The sequence below is a fragment of the Marininema mesophilum genome (genome assembly GCF_900106775.1).
GTDB lineage: Bacteria > Bacillota > Bacilli > Thermoactinomycetales > DSM-45169 > Marininema > Marininema mesophilum.
The window spans coordinates 37464-52018 of sequence record NZ_FNNQ01000005.1 but is presented as its reverse complement, the minus strand read 5'-3'; the positions used below and the strand labels follow the sequence as shown (position 1 = coordinate 52018).

At 46.4% G+C, this 14555-nt stretch carries 14 protein-coding genes; 13 read left to right on the top strand and 1 reads right to left on the bottom strand.

Annotated features, from left to right (window positions below; genetic code table 11):
* Positions 1-55 precede the first annotated feature (55 nt).
* From recD2 to mltG (BLV90_RS06165), 12 genes are all read left to right on the top strand, one after another.
* Positions 56-2311, top strand: coding sequence for an SF1B family DNA helicase RecD2 (gene recD2 / locus BLV90_RS06220; RefSeq protein WP_091737948.1), 2256 nt, complete (start codon positions 56-58; stop codon positions 2309-2311).
* Positions 2312-2376: 65 nt separating this feature from the next.
* On the top strand, positions 2377-2880 hold the full coding sequence (locus BLV90_RS06215; protein WP_091737944.1) for a PRC-barrel domain-containing protein: 504 nt from the start codon (positions 2377-2379) through the stop codon (positions 2878-2880).
* 15 nt (positions 2881-2895) lie between these two features.
* Positions 2896-3093: a hypothetical protein gene (locus BLV90_RS16515; protein WP_091737941.1), complete on the top strand. Its 198-nt coding sequence runs from the start codon at positions 2896-2898 to the stop codon at positions 3091-3093.
* Between the two features lie 26 nt (positions 3094-3119).
* On the top strand, positions 3120-3344 hold the full coding sequence (locus BLV90_RS06205) for a hypothetical protein (protein ID WP_091737938.1): 225 nt from the start codon (positions 3120-3122) through the stop codon (positions 3342-3344).
* Between the two features lie 135 nt (positions 3345-3479).
* Positions 3480-4547 carry an AI-2E family transporter gene (locus tag BLV90_RS06200; RefSeq protein WP_091737935.1) on the top strand — a complete coding sequence of 356 codons (1068 nt, stop codon included), beginning with the start codon at positions 3480-3482 and terminating at the stop codon, positions 4545-4547.
* 391 nt (positions 4548-4938) lie between these two features.
* On the top strand, positions 4939-7563 hold the full coding sequence (gene alaS, locus BLV90_RS06195; protein WP_091737932.1) for an alanine--tRNA ligase: 2625 nt from the start codon (positions 4939-4941) through the stop codon (positions 7561-7563).
* Positions 7564-7735: 172 nt separating this feature from the next.
* Entirely contained in the window at positions 7736-7996 is a 261-nt protein-coding gene (locus tag BLV90_RS06190) for an IreB family regulatory phosphoprotein (RefSeq protein WP_091737928.1), read from the top strand.
* A gap of 23 nt (positions 7997-8019) precedes the next feature.
* A complete protein-coding gene (ruvX, locus tag BLV90_RS06185) occupies positions 8020-8448 on the top strand; it encodes a Holliday junction resolvase RuvX (protein ID WP_091737924.1) in 429 nt (142 codons plus the stop codon).
* Positions 8441-8764, top strand: coding sequence for a DUF1292 domain-containing protein (locus tag BLV90_RS06180; protein WP_091737921.1), 324 nt, complete (start codon positions 8441-8443; stop codon positions 8762-8764). The genes ruvX and BLV90_RS06180 overlap by 8 nt, the downstream gene beginning before the upstream one ends.
* 11 nt (positions 8765-8775) lie before the next feature.
* Positions 8776-9087 (top strand): DUF1292 domain-containing protein, encoded by a 312-nt coding sequence (locus BLV90_RS06175; protein WP_091737918.1) that lies wholly within the window; start codon positions 8776-8778, stop codon positions 9085-9087.
* Between the two features lie 86 nt (positions 9088-9173).
* Complete coding sequence (gene mltG / locus BLV90_RS06170; RefSeq protein ID WP_091737915.1) at positions 9174-10217, top strand: endolytic transglycosylase MltG; 1044 nt, start codon at positions 9174-9176, stop codon at positions 10215-10217.
* Positions 10218-10368: 151 nt separating this feature from the next.
* Positions 10369-11397: an endolytic transglycosylase MltG gene (gene mltG / locus BLV90_RS06165; RefSeq protein ID WP_091737912.1), complete on the top strand. Its 1029-nt coding sequence runs from the start codon at positions 10369-10371 to the stop codon at positions 11395-11397.
* A gap of 75 nt (positions 11398-11472) precedes the next feature.
* On the opposite strand, the gene BLV90_RS06160 is transcribed toward mltG (BLV90_RS06165), so the two are convergent.
* A complete protein-coding gene (locus BLV90_RS06160; protein WP_091737909.1) occupies positions 11473-12519 on the bottom strand; it encodes an LLM class flavin-dependent oxidoreductase in 1047 nt (348 codons plus the stop codon).
* 186 nt (positions 12520-12705) lie between these two features.
* Between BLV90_RS06160 and BLV90_RS06155 the strand changes: the two genes are divergently transcribed.
* Entirely contained in the window at positions 12706-14535 is a 1830-nt protein-coding gene (locus BLV90_RS06155) for a peptidoglycan D,D-transpeptidase FtsI family protein (RefSeq protein ID WP_091737906.1), read from the top strand.
* Positions 14536-14555 lie beyond the last annotated feature (20 nt).

Genomic DNA, 14555 nt, shown 5'->3' with positions numbered 1-14555 from the left:
ACAACCATTATACTGAAGGTTGAAGAACACTTGATCGGCAAAGGGTGCGTGAACTATGGAACAACCCGGCCTGGATCTCTTTCAGGAAAGTTACTTAAAGGGGTCATTTGTCCAGGAGATTTATTATAACGAAGAGAGTCACTATGGTGTCTTTTTGCTTCGTGTGATTGAGGCGACTGAGGAATTAGACACGGATGAGGTGACGGTGGTAGGAAGTATGATGCGTCCCCATCCAGATGAAACGGTGATTTGCTATGGAGAGTGGAAGGATCATCCGCGCTATGGGAAGCAGTATCAAGCACGGATGGTGAAAAAGGAACTACCCCGTTCACGGGAGGCGGTTGCGAAGTACTTAGCCAGTGGCCTTTTTCCTGGTGTAGGAAAGAAAACCGCCGAAAAGATCGTGGATCACCTTGGTACAGATGCTCTCACCAGAGCAGCAGATGATCCGGGTCTTTTAGCTGAGGTACCTGGTTTGACGGATGCGAGGGCGCAGACGATTGCTGACAGTCTACGAGAGCATCATTCCTTGGAACAGGCATTGGTTTATCTTTATCAATTTGGCATGGGTCCTGCTACGGCATTAAAAGTAGTGCAGGCGTTCAAGGGTGCTACATTGGAAGTGGTAAAAAAGAATCCCTATCGGATGATCGATGAGGTAGAGGGTGTAGGCTTTCGCCGGGCGGATGAAATCGCTCGTCAGACAGGTATGGCCCTGGATGCTCCAGAACGATTCCAGGCAGCGGCGATTTATGCTCTGCGAGAGGCCTCTCTTTCCCATGGCCATGTATTTGTTACAGAAAAGGAGTTGATGGAGGGAATTGATCAACTCCTCGCTCCACAAGGGGAAGAGTGGTTTCCAGCTGAGAAGCGGAAACTCCTTATAGCAAAGATGGCTGAAGAGGAACGGTTGATCGAGGATCATGAGAAATATTATCTTCCTTCCCTCTTTTGGGCGGAGCATGGATTAGCGATGAGGGTGCGGAGTATGTTGGAAGGAACCACAGAGCCTACCCCTGCCCATGAACTATTTAAAGCGGTTGGGGAAGTGGAAGAAGAATTGAAGGTTGCTTATGCGGAGAGGCAACGGGAAGCGATGACGACTGCTGTTGACGCTCCCTTCATGATCTTGACAGGGGGACCGGGAACCGGGAAGACGACGGTAATCCGGGGAATTTGTCATCTATTTGCTAGGCTAGAGGAGTGCTCTATCGATCCTGCAGATTATGAAAACTCGGAGAAGCCGTATCCGATTCGACTGGTTGCACCTACGGGACGAGCAGCAAAACGCATGTCCGAAGCCACAGGGATACCTGCGACGACGATTCATCGACTTCTCGGGTGGCGAGGAGATTTTTTCGAGCGGGACGCGGATCATCCGATCGAGGGTTCGTTATTGATCGTGGATGAAGTATCCATGCTAGATGTCTGGCTGGCGAATCAGTTGCTACGAGCAGTGCCGAAGGGGATGAAGGTCGTGTTGGTCGGGGATGATGATCAACTTCCTTCAGTAGGTCCCGGAAAGGTATTACAACATCTGTTGCAGGTGAAGGCGATTCCACGGGTGCAACTGGTGGAAATTTATCGGCAAGAGGGAGGATCATCCATTATCCATCTCGCCCATGCCCTTAAAAAGGGGGAGGTGCCTCATGATCTAACCGAGCCGAAACCGGATCGGCGCTTTTTCTCATGTCGACGAAATCAAGCGCTACATATTATTTTGCAAACCTATATGAATGCCCTTGAGCGGGGATATACTGTCTTCGATGTTCAGGTAATGGCTCCGATGTATAAGGGACTCGCAGGGGTAAATCGCATCAATGAAGCGATCCAAGAAGCGGTAAATCCTCCTGAAGAAGGGAAGCGAGAAACTGCGTGGGGAGAAGCGGTATTTCGCCATGGAGATAAAGTACTACAGCTGAGCAATCATCCCGAGCACCCTGTTTATAACGGGGACATGGGTCATGTATCGGCTCTCGAGCCGGATGCTCGTAACGATGACCCTGTATTATGGGTACAGTTTGATCGGCAGGAAATCCCTTATAAACGGAGTCAATTGAACCAGCTCGCCCTTGCCTATGCTTGTTCGGTACATAAGGCCCAGGGTTCTGAATTTGAAATCGTTATTTTTCCCGTATTAATGTCCTACCGCCGGATGTTGCAACGCAATTTGATCTATACAGGGATTACCCGAGCGAAGTCGTATTTGATCCTTTGTGGGGAAAAAGAAGCCCTCTCTTTAGGAGTAAAGAGCCGGGAGAGAGAGGAGCGAAACAGTCAACTGACGGAATTGATCGAGATGGAATGGTAACATCTCCCCGGATGAAAAGGAGGGACCCTTTGGCATACTAAGGGAAGCGGGAGGAGTGATTATCCTTGCGCAAATCACAGGATGTCATCGGTTTGCCGGTGGTCCATGTGAAAACAGGCAAACGAATGGGCGATGTAAAGGATTTGCTCTTTGATGAAGAGCAACGCCTCCGTGGCTTGTTGTTAGAATGTGGAGGGTGGATCCGGAGTGGCCGGTTTATTCCGGTGGAACGGATTCGAGCATTTGGAGTGGATGCGGTTATCTTGGACAGTGAAGCGGATATATTTCCCCTCTCGCGGGGGCAGAAAGCCTGGATGAGTCTGCTAACGGGAGAACGGAAATTGAAGGGTCGCCCGATCCTATCCCAATGTGGCCAGGCATTGGGCACCGTGGAGGGCGTCTATTTCCGGGAAGAAATGGGAATCCTGTCTGGATATGAATTGTCCGACGGGTTTTTCAACGACTTGCGTGAGGGACGGAAGATTTATCGTCCTCAAGTACCGCTTGTCTGGGAGGGGGAAGATGTTCTCATCGCCCCCGCTCAACCACCCGTATATGGCGTCCAATGAAACGGGGGTACCCATATGCTTCGCTGTCCCAACTGCAACACCCATGATCTCGGTCGTGTCGGGACCAATCAGTTTTACTGTTGGGGTTGTTTTATTGAATTATGCGTAACAGAGGGTAAGATCTCTTCTGTGTATCAAGTAGAAGAGGATGGGAGCTTAAGCTCCTTGGATGATTTGTTCCTAAGTGGGGGACAAGATTCACTATCCATGTGATTTTCTCTCAAAAGGGGGGACTCCACTTGAGACGACTAATTTCTTCACTGTTGATTGGTTCGATTATTACCCTTTTGTACCGTCGCTTTCGACGTCCAACCTCGATAGCTGGATGGATGAATAGACGAATGGGTGGAATGAGCTGGATGGATATACCTCGCTGGTTACGTAAACTGCCAATAAAAACGAATGGTGCCCGTATCATTTCTATGGTCATCGGACGCAAATGGTTTCGTAAAATGGCCCGCTAAATGAGATTGATTGTTCCGACCGTCACTTTTCTACAATAAGTCGTCCGTGAAAACGGGCGGCTTTCTTTTCTGTGCGTAAAGGAGAGGGGTTGGACATATACTGTTCATGATCATCGGGACAAGAGGAGGGAGATCATGGAACGATTTAGCCAACGTCGGTTGTTGAACGGGTCGCTCTTGGTTTTCGTACTCCTTGGGATTCTCTTCCTTCTGGTGAAGATCAGCCCATTGTTTCATACGATATTTATCTTTTTAAAAGCGATTCTGGGGCCATTTATTATCGCCGTGATCTTTTCGTATTTACTCAATCCAGTGGTTACGTTGCTTTCCAATCAGGCAGTACCTCGCTACTTAGCCGTCCTCTTTATCTATACCGTATTCATCTGTGTAATTGCGATTATCTTAACCAATCTTGTCCCTCTATTTAATCATCAGCTACATCAATTGGCGGAGCATTTCCCCGAGTGGAACCAGCGTGTTCAATTATGGATTGATCAAATGAATCATAGTAAGGATGCTCTCCCTGAGAGTGTACGCCTTGGCATTGAGAAATCCTTGGATCGACTAGAGGGGACCGTGACAGATGGGGTTGGCAATATTATGGGGGATCTTGGCTCTACCTTAAATCAACTGTTTATCGCCTTTGTCATCCCATTTCTTGTTTATTACATGCTAAAGGATGTTCACGTAATCGAAAATACCGCTGTTAAACTCCTTCCAACTAAACGTCGGCGTGAGGTGATTCAGATGTTTCGCGAGATCCACGAAGCTCTCGGTAACTATATTCGAGGTCAACTTATTGTTTGTGTCGTTGTCGGGGTGCTTGCTTATATCGGCTATTTATTCATTGGACTGCCTTATCCACTGTTAATGGCAGGGATTGTTAGCATTTTTAATGTGATTCCCTATATTGGTCCCTTTATTGGTGCCGTACCTGCATTGTTGGTAGCTGTCACGGTATCCAAGGAGATGGTTTTTGGGGTAATCATAGTTAATCTGATTGTGCAGGTTCTCGAGGGAAATATCCTCTCTCCTCAAATCGTAGGGAGAAGTTTGCATATGCACCCCCTCTTTATTATTTTCGCTTTGTTAGTGGGTGGAGAGCTTGGCGGTATCATTGGATTAATACTTGCAGTACCCTTATTTGCGGTGGGAAAAGTGATTATTGATCACACCTTTCGTCACTATATGAATCGAGAATGAAAATGCACAAAAAGAAACAGACTAAAGATGAGGAGAGGTTTCATTCCAGAGCCGTTCATTGTATAATGAAAATCAAATAATTCTCCGACCAAATCATTAATACGATGAGGAAACCGAAGTAAATTGTCCCCCGATGCAGAGAGGGTGCCCCTTGGCTGTAAGGCTCCCCGGTACGGACAGTTGAAAGCCAGTTTCCGAGTGCGAGTGATGAAGCTCGCCGGCGTCAGTAGCCGTTATCCGCTTTTGAGCTGATCCTTTTCCCTAGTTCTTTATTTAGGAGAGAGGGTAATCGGGGTGGTACCGCGGGAAAAGCCTTTCCCGTCCCTGTGTTTGGGGGCGGGAAAGGTTTTTCTTCGTCTAAGTTTGGGCGGGAACGAAAGGAGAGGTAAAGATGAAAGGGAATGAAATCAGACAGAAGTTTCTCGACTTTTTTAAAGAAAAGGGACATCGGGTTGAGCCTTCGGCTTCCCTAGTTCCTGTAGAGGACCCTTCGCTGTTGTGGATCAACAGTGGGGTAGCCACCTTAAAAAAGTATTTTGATGGTCGAGTTACTCCAGATAATCCGCGAATCGTTAATGCACAAAAATCGATTCGTACCAATGATATCGAAAATGTGGGCTATACTGCTCGTCACCATACCTTCTTTGAAATGTTAGGGAACTTCTCCATTGGCGAATATTTTAAGAAGGACGCTATCCCTTGGGCATGGGAATTCTTGACGGACTCCCGTTGGATGGGGATGGACCCCCATCGACTCTCTGTGACGATTCATCCTGAAGACGATGAAGCGTTTGTCATCTGGAATGAGGATGTTGGTTTCCCCAAAGAAAGAATCGTTCGCCTTAAAGAAAACTTCTGGGATATCGGAGAAGGACCTAGTGGACCAAATAGCGAGATTTTTTATGATCGGGGAGAGAGTTATGGGGATCTTTCCGACCCTGAATGTTATCCAGGCGGGGAAAACGAACGCTTTTTAGAGATCTGGAATCTCGTGTTCTCACAATTCAACCATAATCCCGATGGGACCTATACCCCGCTACCCAAGAAAAATATCGATACAGGGATGGGTCTGGAGCGGATGGCTTCCGTGCTACAAGATGTCCGCACTAACTTTGACACGGATCTTTTTCAGCCGATCATACAAGCCACCTGTAAAGAGGCTAGCGTAACCTATGGGGAAGATCAGGAGACGGACATCGCTCTAAAAGTGATTGCGGATCATTTGCGTACGTTGGTCTTTGCGATTAGTGATGGTGTGCTCCCTTCCAATGAAGGTCGCGGGTATGTATTGCGACGTTTGCTTCGCCGGGCGGTCCGTTATGCTCGCTCCTTGGGAATTGAACGTGCTTTTCTCTATCAGCTAACGCCTGTGGTTACCTCGATAATGGCTGACTTTTATCCAGAGCCAGTCCAACGACAAGAATTTATTACCAAGGTGATTCGCGGTGAAGAAGAACGTTTCTTGGAGACCTTGTCTGATGGTTTGGCGATCTTAGCAGGGATGGCTGAAGGACTTAAAAAGGAAGGTCGCAAGGAGATCTCAGGGAAAGATGCCTTCACTCTATACGATACCTATGGTTTTCCAGTAGATCTGACGGTGGATTATGCTAAGGAATACGGCCTGACGGTGGATACAGAGGGCTTTGAGAAGGAAATGGAAGTCCAGCGAACCCGTGCCCGGGAAGCACGGCAAGATGCAGGTAGTATGCAAGTACAGGGAGGCGTTCTCTCTGAACTGAGCGTAACGAGCCGTTTTATCGGTTATACTAATCCGACGGTGAAAACTCGGATTGGGGCTTTAATTTTCGGGGATCAATTGGTAGATATGGCTGGGGAAGGAAAAGAATGCTTCGTCGTGCTTGATGAAACTCCTTTCTATGCTGAAAGTGGTGGCCAAGTGGCGGATAAGGGGGAGATTTTCAGCCCTCGTGCTCGGCTTGTTGTTACGGATGTACAAAAGGGACCTAAGGGAGAACATGTTCATTCCGTTCGTGTTGAAGAAGGAACGATTCGTACAGGCGATGAAGTGACAGCCGTACTCGATGATTCCTTCCGCAATAATGTGGTGAAAAACCACACGGCTACCCACCTTCTTCACAAAGCATTGAAAGAAGTGGCTGGTGAGCATGTGAACCAGGCAGGCTCCCTTGTTACCTCCAATCGCCTCCGGTTTGATTTCACCCATATTGAACCGCTCACCGAGGAGCAAAAGCGAGCCGTAGAAGAGAAGGTTAATGCGCGAATCTGGGCAAACATCCCTGTAGAAACGATGGTAAAACCCTTGGCTGAGGCAAAAGCTATGGGTGCGATGGCCCTCTTTGGTGAAAAATACCGGGATGAGGTGCGCGTAGTTAAAGTAGGAGATTATAGTCTGGAGCTTTGTGGGGGGACCCACGTTCAGCAGACCGCTGAAATTGGTCTCTTTAAGCTAGTGAGTGAGGTAGGAATCGGTTCAGGTGTCCGTCGAATTGAAGCGGTGACAGGTCAAAATGCATACCGGTATCTCGAAGAACAAGTGGAGCAGCTCAACCAAGTAGCAGATCGCTTAAAATCCAATCCCCTAGATGTAGTTGAGCGAGTAGAAGCTTTGCAAGGCCGGTCAAAAGAGCTATCACGGGAGAACGAATCCCTTCGTAGTAAACTGAATCGCCTTGAAGGGGCTAATCTGATCGAACAAGTTGAGGAAATTTCCGGCGTACCTGTATTGGCGACTCAGGTAGACGTATCTGACATGGAAACACTCCGAAAAATGGTAGACGATTTGAAAAATCGCATTCCTGAGGGTGTCATCGTGTTGGGGGCTGCTAACGAAGGAAAAGTCCAATTGGTTGCGAGTGTGTCCAAGAAGTTTATCGTAGCCGGTCTTCATGCAGGAAAGCTGGTAAAGGAAGTAGCAAGTCACTGTGGTGGCGGCGGCGGTGGACGTCCAGACCTCGCTCAGGCTGGTGGAAAAAATCCTGACAAACTGAACGTCGCTCTACAAGCTGTACGTCCCTTTATTGAAAATCAGCTATAAATCACCACCACGCACAGAAATAAAATCGGGGTGACCGAGCAAACGCGGTCAATTCTCGTTTACGACGTGTGCAAACAAGGAAAAAGAGGAATTAAATCCCCCAAGGAGAATTTACTTTGGAAAAGCCGATGTGACGGCACCTGCATGCATCCGACGTGAGAGAGGTGTGAACATGACCATGGACAATACGATGAAATTCGACTTTAGTGGAGAAGAACAGGAAACGAATCCCAGTGAGGTGCTGTTAACCGTATACGACGCTCTCAAAGAAAAAGGATATAACCCGATCAATCAGTTGGTAGGATATCTCCTTTCTGGGGATCCAGCTTATATTCCTCGCCATAACAATGCCCGAGCCTTGATTCGAAAGGTGGAGCGGGATGAACTCCTTGAAGAATTGGTGAAGTCCTTTATGGACAAGCAACAGAATTGAAAGAGTTAGGATGCAGGAGTGAAATGATGCGTATCATGGGAATCGATGTAGGAGAGAAGCGGGTAGGAATTTCTGTCAGTGATTTGATGGGGTGGACCGCTCAGGGGTTGGAGACCGTTTCTCGGACGGAAGACGACGGTTGGCTTCGCCGTATTGGTGAGCTGATTCGCGAGTATGAGGTGGAATCCATCGTCGTTGGACTTCCACGAAATATGGATGGGTCCATCGGGGATAAAGGAAAAGCCTGTGAAGTGATCGCAGAGGATCTTAAACAGCGATTCTCTTTACCCGTAAAGCTATGGGACGAGCGCTTATCCACGATGGCAGTACAACGTACGCTGATTGAAGCGGATATGAGTCGGAAAAAAAGGCGTAAAGTAGTCGATAAAATGGCGGCATCTTGGATTTTACAAGGTTATTTGGACTCTCAAAGGAGGAATACCCATGACTGACAATGGACATCATGAACACGAACAAGAGCAAGAGGTAGTAGAAACACTAGTCATCAAGAATGAGCAGAATGAAGATGAAATCTTCCAAGTCCTCTATCGTTTTGAGCAAGATAATGGAAAGAAGTATATCCTACTTATATCAATGCAGGAAGAAGATGCAGACGTAGAAGACGAAGAACAAGAGGTTTTTGCATTCCGTTATGAAGACAAAGGAGAGGAAATCTCTCTCATTCCTATCGAAGACGATGGGGAGTGGGACATGGTGGAGGAAGTCCTCCACACCCTCGAAACGGAGCTGGATAACCACGAAAGTTGAGGGAACGCACCATGGATGATTGGGACAGGGACTCAATACCGAAAAAGCTGGATCAACTAGAGTCGGAATTCGGACAAGAACTCATATTAAGCGATGAGGACGGGGCTGTTCCTGAATCTCATCATCACATTCTGCGTGAATTAGATATAGGGGGTCGCCACTACGCAGTGCTCCGATCTTCTGATGTGAAACAGTCCAACGCCTCTCTGTATCGAGTGACTGGGTCGGAGACAGATCGACGGATGGATCACGTAGAAGATGAAACAGAATGGAATACTGTAGTGGATGCCATTGAAGAGATGTTGCATTTTGATGAAGGTTGACGAATAACGGGGAAACTCCCCCGTTATTTTTTATGAGAGTTGTGGTACGATATAAAAGCGAAACCGCAAGATGAAGGAGTTATTGGATGAAATGGTTGAAGCGAATTCTCTACACTCTTGTTCTGTTTGCGGCCTGGTCAGTTTTAGTTTATTTTTACGTGGACCATTCATTGAGTTCACCTAAACGGGATCAGCCCGTACCAATTGAAATAAAAAGAGGCGTTTCATCGACTAAAATCGGTGAGATGCTAGAAAAGCAAGGATTGATCCGTAATCACTGGTTATTCAGTGCTTATGCTTATCTAACAGGCAAGGCAAAGGGCTTACAAGCTGGAGTGTATGAGATCCCACCTAATTACGATATTAATGGTATTCTCGATCTGATTACCCGGGGAAAACAAAATGTCTATACAGTTACGATCCCTGAAGGGTTTACTGTCGAACAAATTGCTACCACAATCGATAACAAAGGGTATGTGAGTAAAGAAGATTTTCTGAAGGCAGTGGAGCAAAGAAATTATAAATATCCGTTTTTAAAAGAGATATCTGAAAACCCCAAGCGGAAATATCGTCTGGAGGGATACTTGTTCCCAACGACCTATAACATACCCAAAAACGCTCCAGCAAGAAGTATAGTAAATTTGATGTTGGGTCAGTTTCAGACACGAATGAATACAAAAGCTATCATGGACGAACTGAAAGAAAAGGATATTACCTTTGATGAGTGGATTACGATTGCTTCCCTCGTTGAACGGGAAGGACAAGTGAAGGCTGAGTTACCTCGAATCTCAGGGGTGATTTACAATCGAATGAAACGCAAAATGCCACTCCAAGTGGATGCCTCAGTTCAGTATGCCCGTGGTAAACATACATCACGTCTGCTCTATAAGGATCTCAAGGTGAAAAGCCCGTACAATACGTATAAAGTAAAAGGCCTTCCACCTGGACCGATTGCTAGCCCAGGAAAAAGTGCGATGAATGCGGCTATTCGCCCTGAAAAGAATCAATATCTCTATTATGTCACGAAGAAAGATGGTACAAGAGAACACTACTTTGCGAGAACCTATAAGCAACAGGAATCCAATATTAAGAAGAGCAAAACCTCCCGACCTCAGGGGAATACGAAATAAGGCAATAGTAGAGGGAACTATAAAACCGACTTCCTTTGGGAGTTGGTTTTTCTAGGCTGAAAAGACATAATAGTCTATCAAAACGTGTACATCGACCAAGTGGTATGGTAAGGTATGAGTGATACTCAGGCGAGAGAGGGACAAACTGTCCATGAAATGGATTCTACGATTATTTTTGACGCTAGTGATATTTGCGGTATTGTCCGCAGGAGGGTATGCCTATATTCAACATAGCCTCTCTTCACCAACGAAGAGAGCTATGGAAGTAGAAGTGCCAATGGGAACCTCCATCTTAGATGTAGGGAAGTTGTTAGAAAAGGAAGGACTGATTCGCGACGATCTCTTCTTAGCAGTTTACGCTTATTTAAAAGGAGAAGCGAAGGGAGTTCGTGCGGGGATGTATAAAGTGCCCCCTGGTACTAATGCAAAAGAACTTCTTGATATTTTGACTCATGGTGAGAATAACGTAATGCGCTTGACGGTTCCTGAGGGAACCACTGTTAATGGAATTGTCCATCTCTTAACTAACAAAGGAGTAAAACGAGCAGACTTTCTACGTGCTGTCAATCGTCAAGATTACCCCTATGAATTTGTCCGACAGATTCATAGAGATAAAGGGCGTAAATATCTTCTAGAGGGGTATCTCTTTCCGTTCACCTACAATCTCCCTAAAAAAGAGAAACCCGATGAATTAGTGGATGCTATGCTCCGTCAATTTGCCAAGCGACTTCAAGATCCTCAAGTAAAGCAACAATTAGACAAACGTAATCTGACCGTAGACCAATGGGTAACGATTGCCTCCATTGTAGAGCGTGAAGGTGAAGATCGTAAAGAATTTCCCCGTATCGCGGGAGTGATTGAAAACCGTTTGCGAGTAGGTAAAAAACTACAAGTGGATGCCACAGTACAGTATGCTCGCGGTAAACATAAATCACGTCTGTTATATAAGGATCTCAAGGTGAAAAGCCCGTACAATACATACCTTACCAAAGGGCTTCCTCCAGGTCCGATTTCCAATCCTAGTGATGCGGCACTCCAGGCAGCTTTGTTTCCGGAAAAGAATAACTATTTCTTCTATGTAGCACGCAATGATGGTAGTGGGCGACATTATTTCTCACGAACAGAAGCAGGACATAATAAAAATATTAAGAAGAGTAAGCAGCAAGTAACTCATAAGTAGTTTCGACCATTCGATAGTGCGTCTTATAAACAACCTGAACCCGGTAGTCTACCGGGCTCAGGTTGTTTAATAACATTATTCTTTTTTTGTCAAGCTCTCTATTCCCTCTTGTTGTAGGTCATTTTGAAAGGCAGCGGCGATCAATTGATATGAGCGAAGTTTAGCTTCTATATCGTGGATGATGCTGACAAGCATAAATTCATTGGTGCTATAAGCCCTTCCTAACTGAAGAATACGTTCCTTCACCTGTTCACTGTTTCCAACGATCATCCGTTGGCGATTTTGACGGATCACCATCCGGTCCCACTCGGAATAAGGGTAACGTTCTGCATCTTCGATAGTGGGGATTCCTCGGGAGTCACTCGAACTCTTTTGCTGTAGGAGAAGGGTTAGGTCTAACACTGAGGCTTGCCGCTCTGCTTCTTCCTCCGACTCTGCACAAATCACAAAGATCGCCAGCAGGGTTTGGGGAGTTGAGTTGATTGAGGAAGGCTGAAAATGATCACGATAGTATTGGACGACCTCTTCTCCTCCCTCACCGTTAATAAATTGAGCAAAGGCATAACCTGCCCCTTGTCGGGCGGCTAGATGTGCACTGCCACCGCTAGAACCAAGTAACCATACTTCAGGCTTGCTCTCAACGATAGGGGTTGCGAGTAACCGTGGAAAACGGTGTTGCTCATCTGCTCGATCATCAAGGTATGTAATTAGATCATCGAGCTGTTCTGGATAAGGATCTCGACTATTGTGCTTTCCTTCCTGTAGAGCGCGTGTGGATAGGGGTAGGCCACCAGGAGCTCTTCCTAAGCCTACATCGATCCGTTTAGGATAGAGGCCCTCAAGGACTTTGAAGTTCTCTGCCACTTTATAAGGGCTGTAATGGGGAAGCATCACGCCTCCCGAGCCAATGCGCATCCGCTTTGTTATTGTTGCTAAGTGGCTAATCAGAATCTCTGGACTTGATCCCGCTAAACTTTTTGAATAATGATGCTCGGAAACCCAGAAGCGATGGTATCCCATCTTCTCGGTTTCCTGTGCTAATCGACGGGTATCTGCTAAGGCTTCGATAGCCGTTTTTCCTTTTGGAATAGGAGATTGATCCAGTACACTCAACTTGACCATGAATTCACCTTCAAGTCTAAGAAATTTCGATCTATAAGATCGAACACTAATATTCCCATCAAAATGAAATGCAAAACATGGATAATCCTAGGATGAATCATCCCAGAGCCACATTCTAACGGAAAATAAAAGAACGGTTTATCCCCCTCTTTTCCTGACGAGAATGATAGGAGAAGAGGAGTGACGATGGGTATGGTCAGAAAGCACTGGCGTAGTAGCTTGGTGGCGGTGGTATTGCTTTTCGCTTTTGTAGGAGTTTTATTTCGTTTGTATTGGATTCAAGTCTTTGCAGTTCATTCGTTTTCTCGTGAGAAGGCGGATTTGATTTCCCGCGCCCAGGAACAACAAAGTCGGGACTTTATAGTGGATAGTGGTCGGGGAGCTATCGTGGATCGCAATGGCCGATTTCTAACATACGACAAGGATTGGAGGCTCATCGCATTTCCACTAACAGATCAACAATTGAGGGCAAATCAGAAGAAGTTATCTCAAGTAGCTAGTATTTTACATATATCCTATCGCTCATTAAGTACACAATTAACCTCCATACAACGACCGGTGGCTTTAATTTCAGAAGCGGGGCATGACTTAATTTTATCGAAATCCCAGGCAGAGAAGATTCGTAAACTTTCACTACCAGGCATCTATGCTCTTCGGTCAGATAATCGTAGTGGTACCTCCCTTGCGCGCACGATCATTGGACGATTAGAGAGAAATCCATTTTTAATCCAAGATCGCTATCCTGAAGAATGGAGCCAGGGTATTTATGATTCTCGGTCGCGGGTTGGGGCGACGGGACTGGAGGAAACCTTTGAGCCCTTTCTGCGAGGCAGTGGAGGAGAATTCTTGCTCTTTGGGAAAGACGGTCGCGGTCGACCTCTGAATGGAACGACGGTAGTGAAGGATGGGGGAAATGGATCAATCTTCCCTTATCGAGTAGTTACTACGCTAGATGCGGACATTCAACAGTTGGCGGAGCGGGTTTTGCGGCAACAAAAGGTGAAGGATGGGTCGGTGGTGGTTCAAGATATCGCAAGTGGCGATGTTCTGGCAATGGCAAGTCAACCAGACGAAGAGACGGCAAACCCCAATCAAAGTCCCTGGGATAACCGTGCATTGATGGAAACCACACCGGGCTCAATTTTTAAGACCGTAGTGACGCTTGCCGCTTTGGACACTGGAAAGGCTAGGATGACGGATGTGTTTCATTGTGATGGAAGCCTAGGTCGTTATGGATTGACAGACACCCACGCCCATGGGAAACAAACTCTCACACAGGCGTATGCCAACTCATGTAATATTGCCTTTGCTCAAATCGCTGAAAAAGTGGGTGCAAAAACGATTGAATCCTATGCTCATCGTTTAGGGCTCGGTCAACCCATCATGTGGACCGGAGAATTGTTTCAAGAAAAGGGATTTCATCAACTTCGTGGGGAAGAAAAGGGGCTAATCTTTGCGACGGGGACATCACGTAAGGATAAAGGAGCTATTGCCCAAACGGGAATTGGTCAACGGGATGTTCGTGTTACTCCACTGCAAGCAGTTAATATGGTAACGTCCCTCTTTCATCAGGGACGTACCCCCAATCCGCGTATTGTAAAAGAAATTCAAAGATATGATGGATCATTAAAATACACGTTTCCGGATCATGTATTGAAGATAAAAAAACCGATTGGGACACGTGCCCTTGCAGAGGTTCGGGAGATGATGCGTAAGGTTGTGACGGAGGGGACGGCCCAATCGATGAAAACAGCCTTGATACCCTTAGCAGGGAAAACAGGTACAGCTCAGATCGGTGTAAAAGGAGATCACTATAATAAATGGATGATTGGCTATGCTCCCTATGATCGCCCCCGTTGGTCCGTATCGGTGGTGGTACGTTCCTCTCGAGATCCTAAGGAGATGCGAGGTCAATTGGTTTTTCGTCAAGTAATGGAAGGCATAGAACGTTTGGAAAAAGAAGGGGCGAAGAAAAAAGCAAAAAAGACCACAGCAGAAAAGAAGAAAAATGAATGAACGGTCAATCATTATCTTGC

Bases quoted from the DNA above. Each gene is read 5' to 3' on its own strand.
- recD2 (WP_091737948.1), top strand. From the start codon at position 56: ATGGAACAACCCGGCCTGGATCTCTTTCAGGAAAGTTACTTAAAGGGG.
- BLV90_RS16515 (WP_091737941.1), top strand. From the start codon at position 2,896: ATGCTTCGCTGTCCCAACTGCAACACCCATGATCTCGGTCGTGTCGGG.
- BLV90_RS06200 (WP_091737935.1), top strand. From the start codon at position 3,480: ATGGAACGATTTAGCCAACGTCGGTTGTTGAACGGGTCGCTCTTGGTT.
- alaS (WP_091737932.1), top strand. From the start codon at position 4,939: ATGAAAGGGAATGAAATCAGACAGAAGTTTCTCGACTTTTTTAAAGAA.
- BLV90_RS06190 (WP_091737928.1), top strand. From the start codon at position 7,736: ATGACCATGGACAATACGATGAAATTCGACTTTAGTGGAGAAGAACAG.
- ruvX (WP_091737924.1), top strand. From the start codon at position 8,020: ATGATGCGTATCATGGGAATCGATGTAGGAGAGAAGCGGGTAGGAATT.
- BLV90_RS06180 (WP_091737921.1), top strand. From the start codon at position 8,441: ATGACTGACAATGGACATCATGAACACGAACAAGAGCAAGAGGTAGTA.
- BLV90_RS06175 (WP_091737918.1), top strand. From the start codon at position 8,776: ATGGATGATTGGGACAGGGACTCAATACCGAAAAAGCTGGATCAACTA.
- mltG (WP_091737915.1), top strand. From the start codon at position 9,174: ATGAAATGGTTGAAGCGAATTCTCTACACTCTTGTTCTGTTTGCGGCC.
- mltG (WP_091737912.1), top strand. From the start codon at position 10,369: ATGAAATGGATTCTACGATTATTTTTGACGCTAGTGATATTTGCGGTA.
- BLV90_RS06160 (WP_091737909.1), bottom strand. From the start codon at position 12,519: ATGGTCAAGTTGAGTGTACTGGATCAATCTCCTATTCCAAAAGGAAAA.
- BLV90_RS06155 (WP_091737906.1), top strand. From the start codon at position 12,706: ATGGGTATGGTCAGAAAGCACTGGCGTAGTAGCTTGGTGGCGGTGGTA.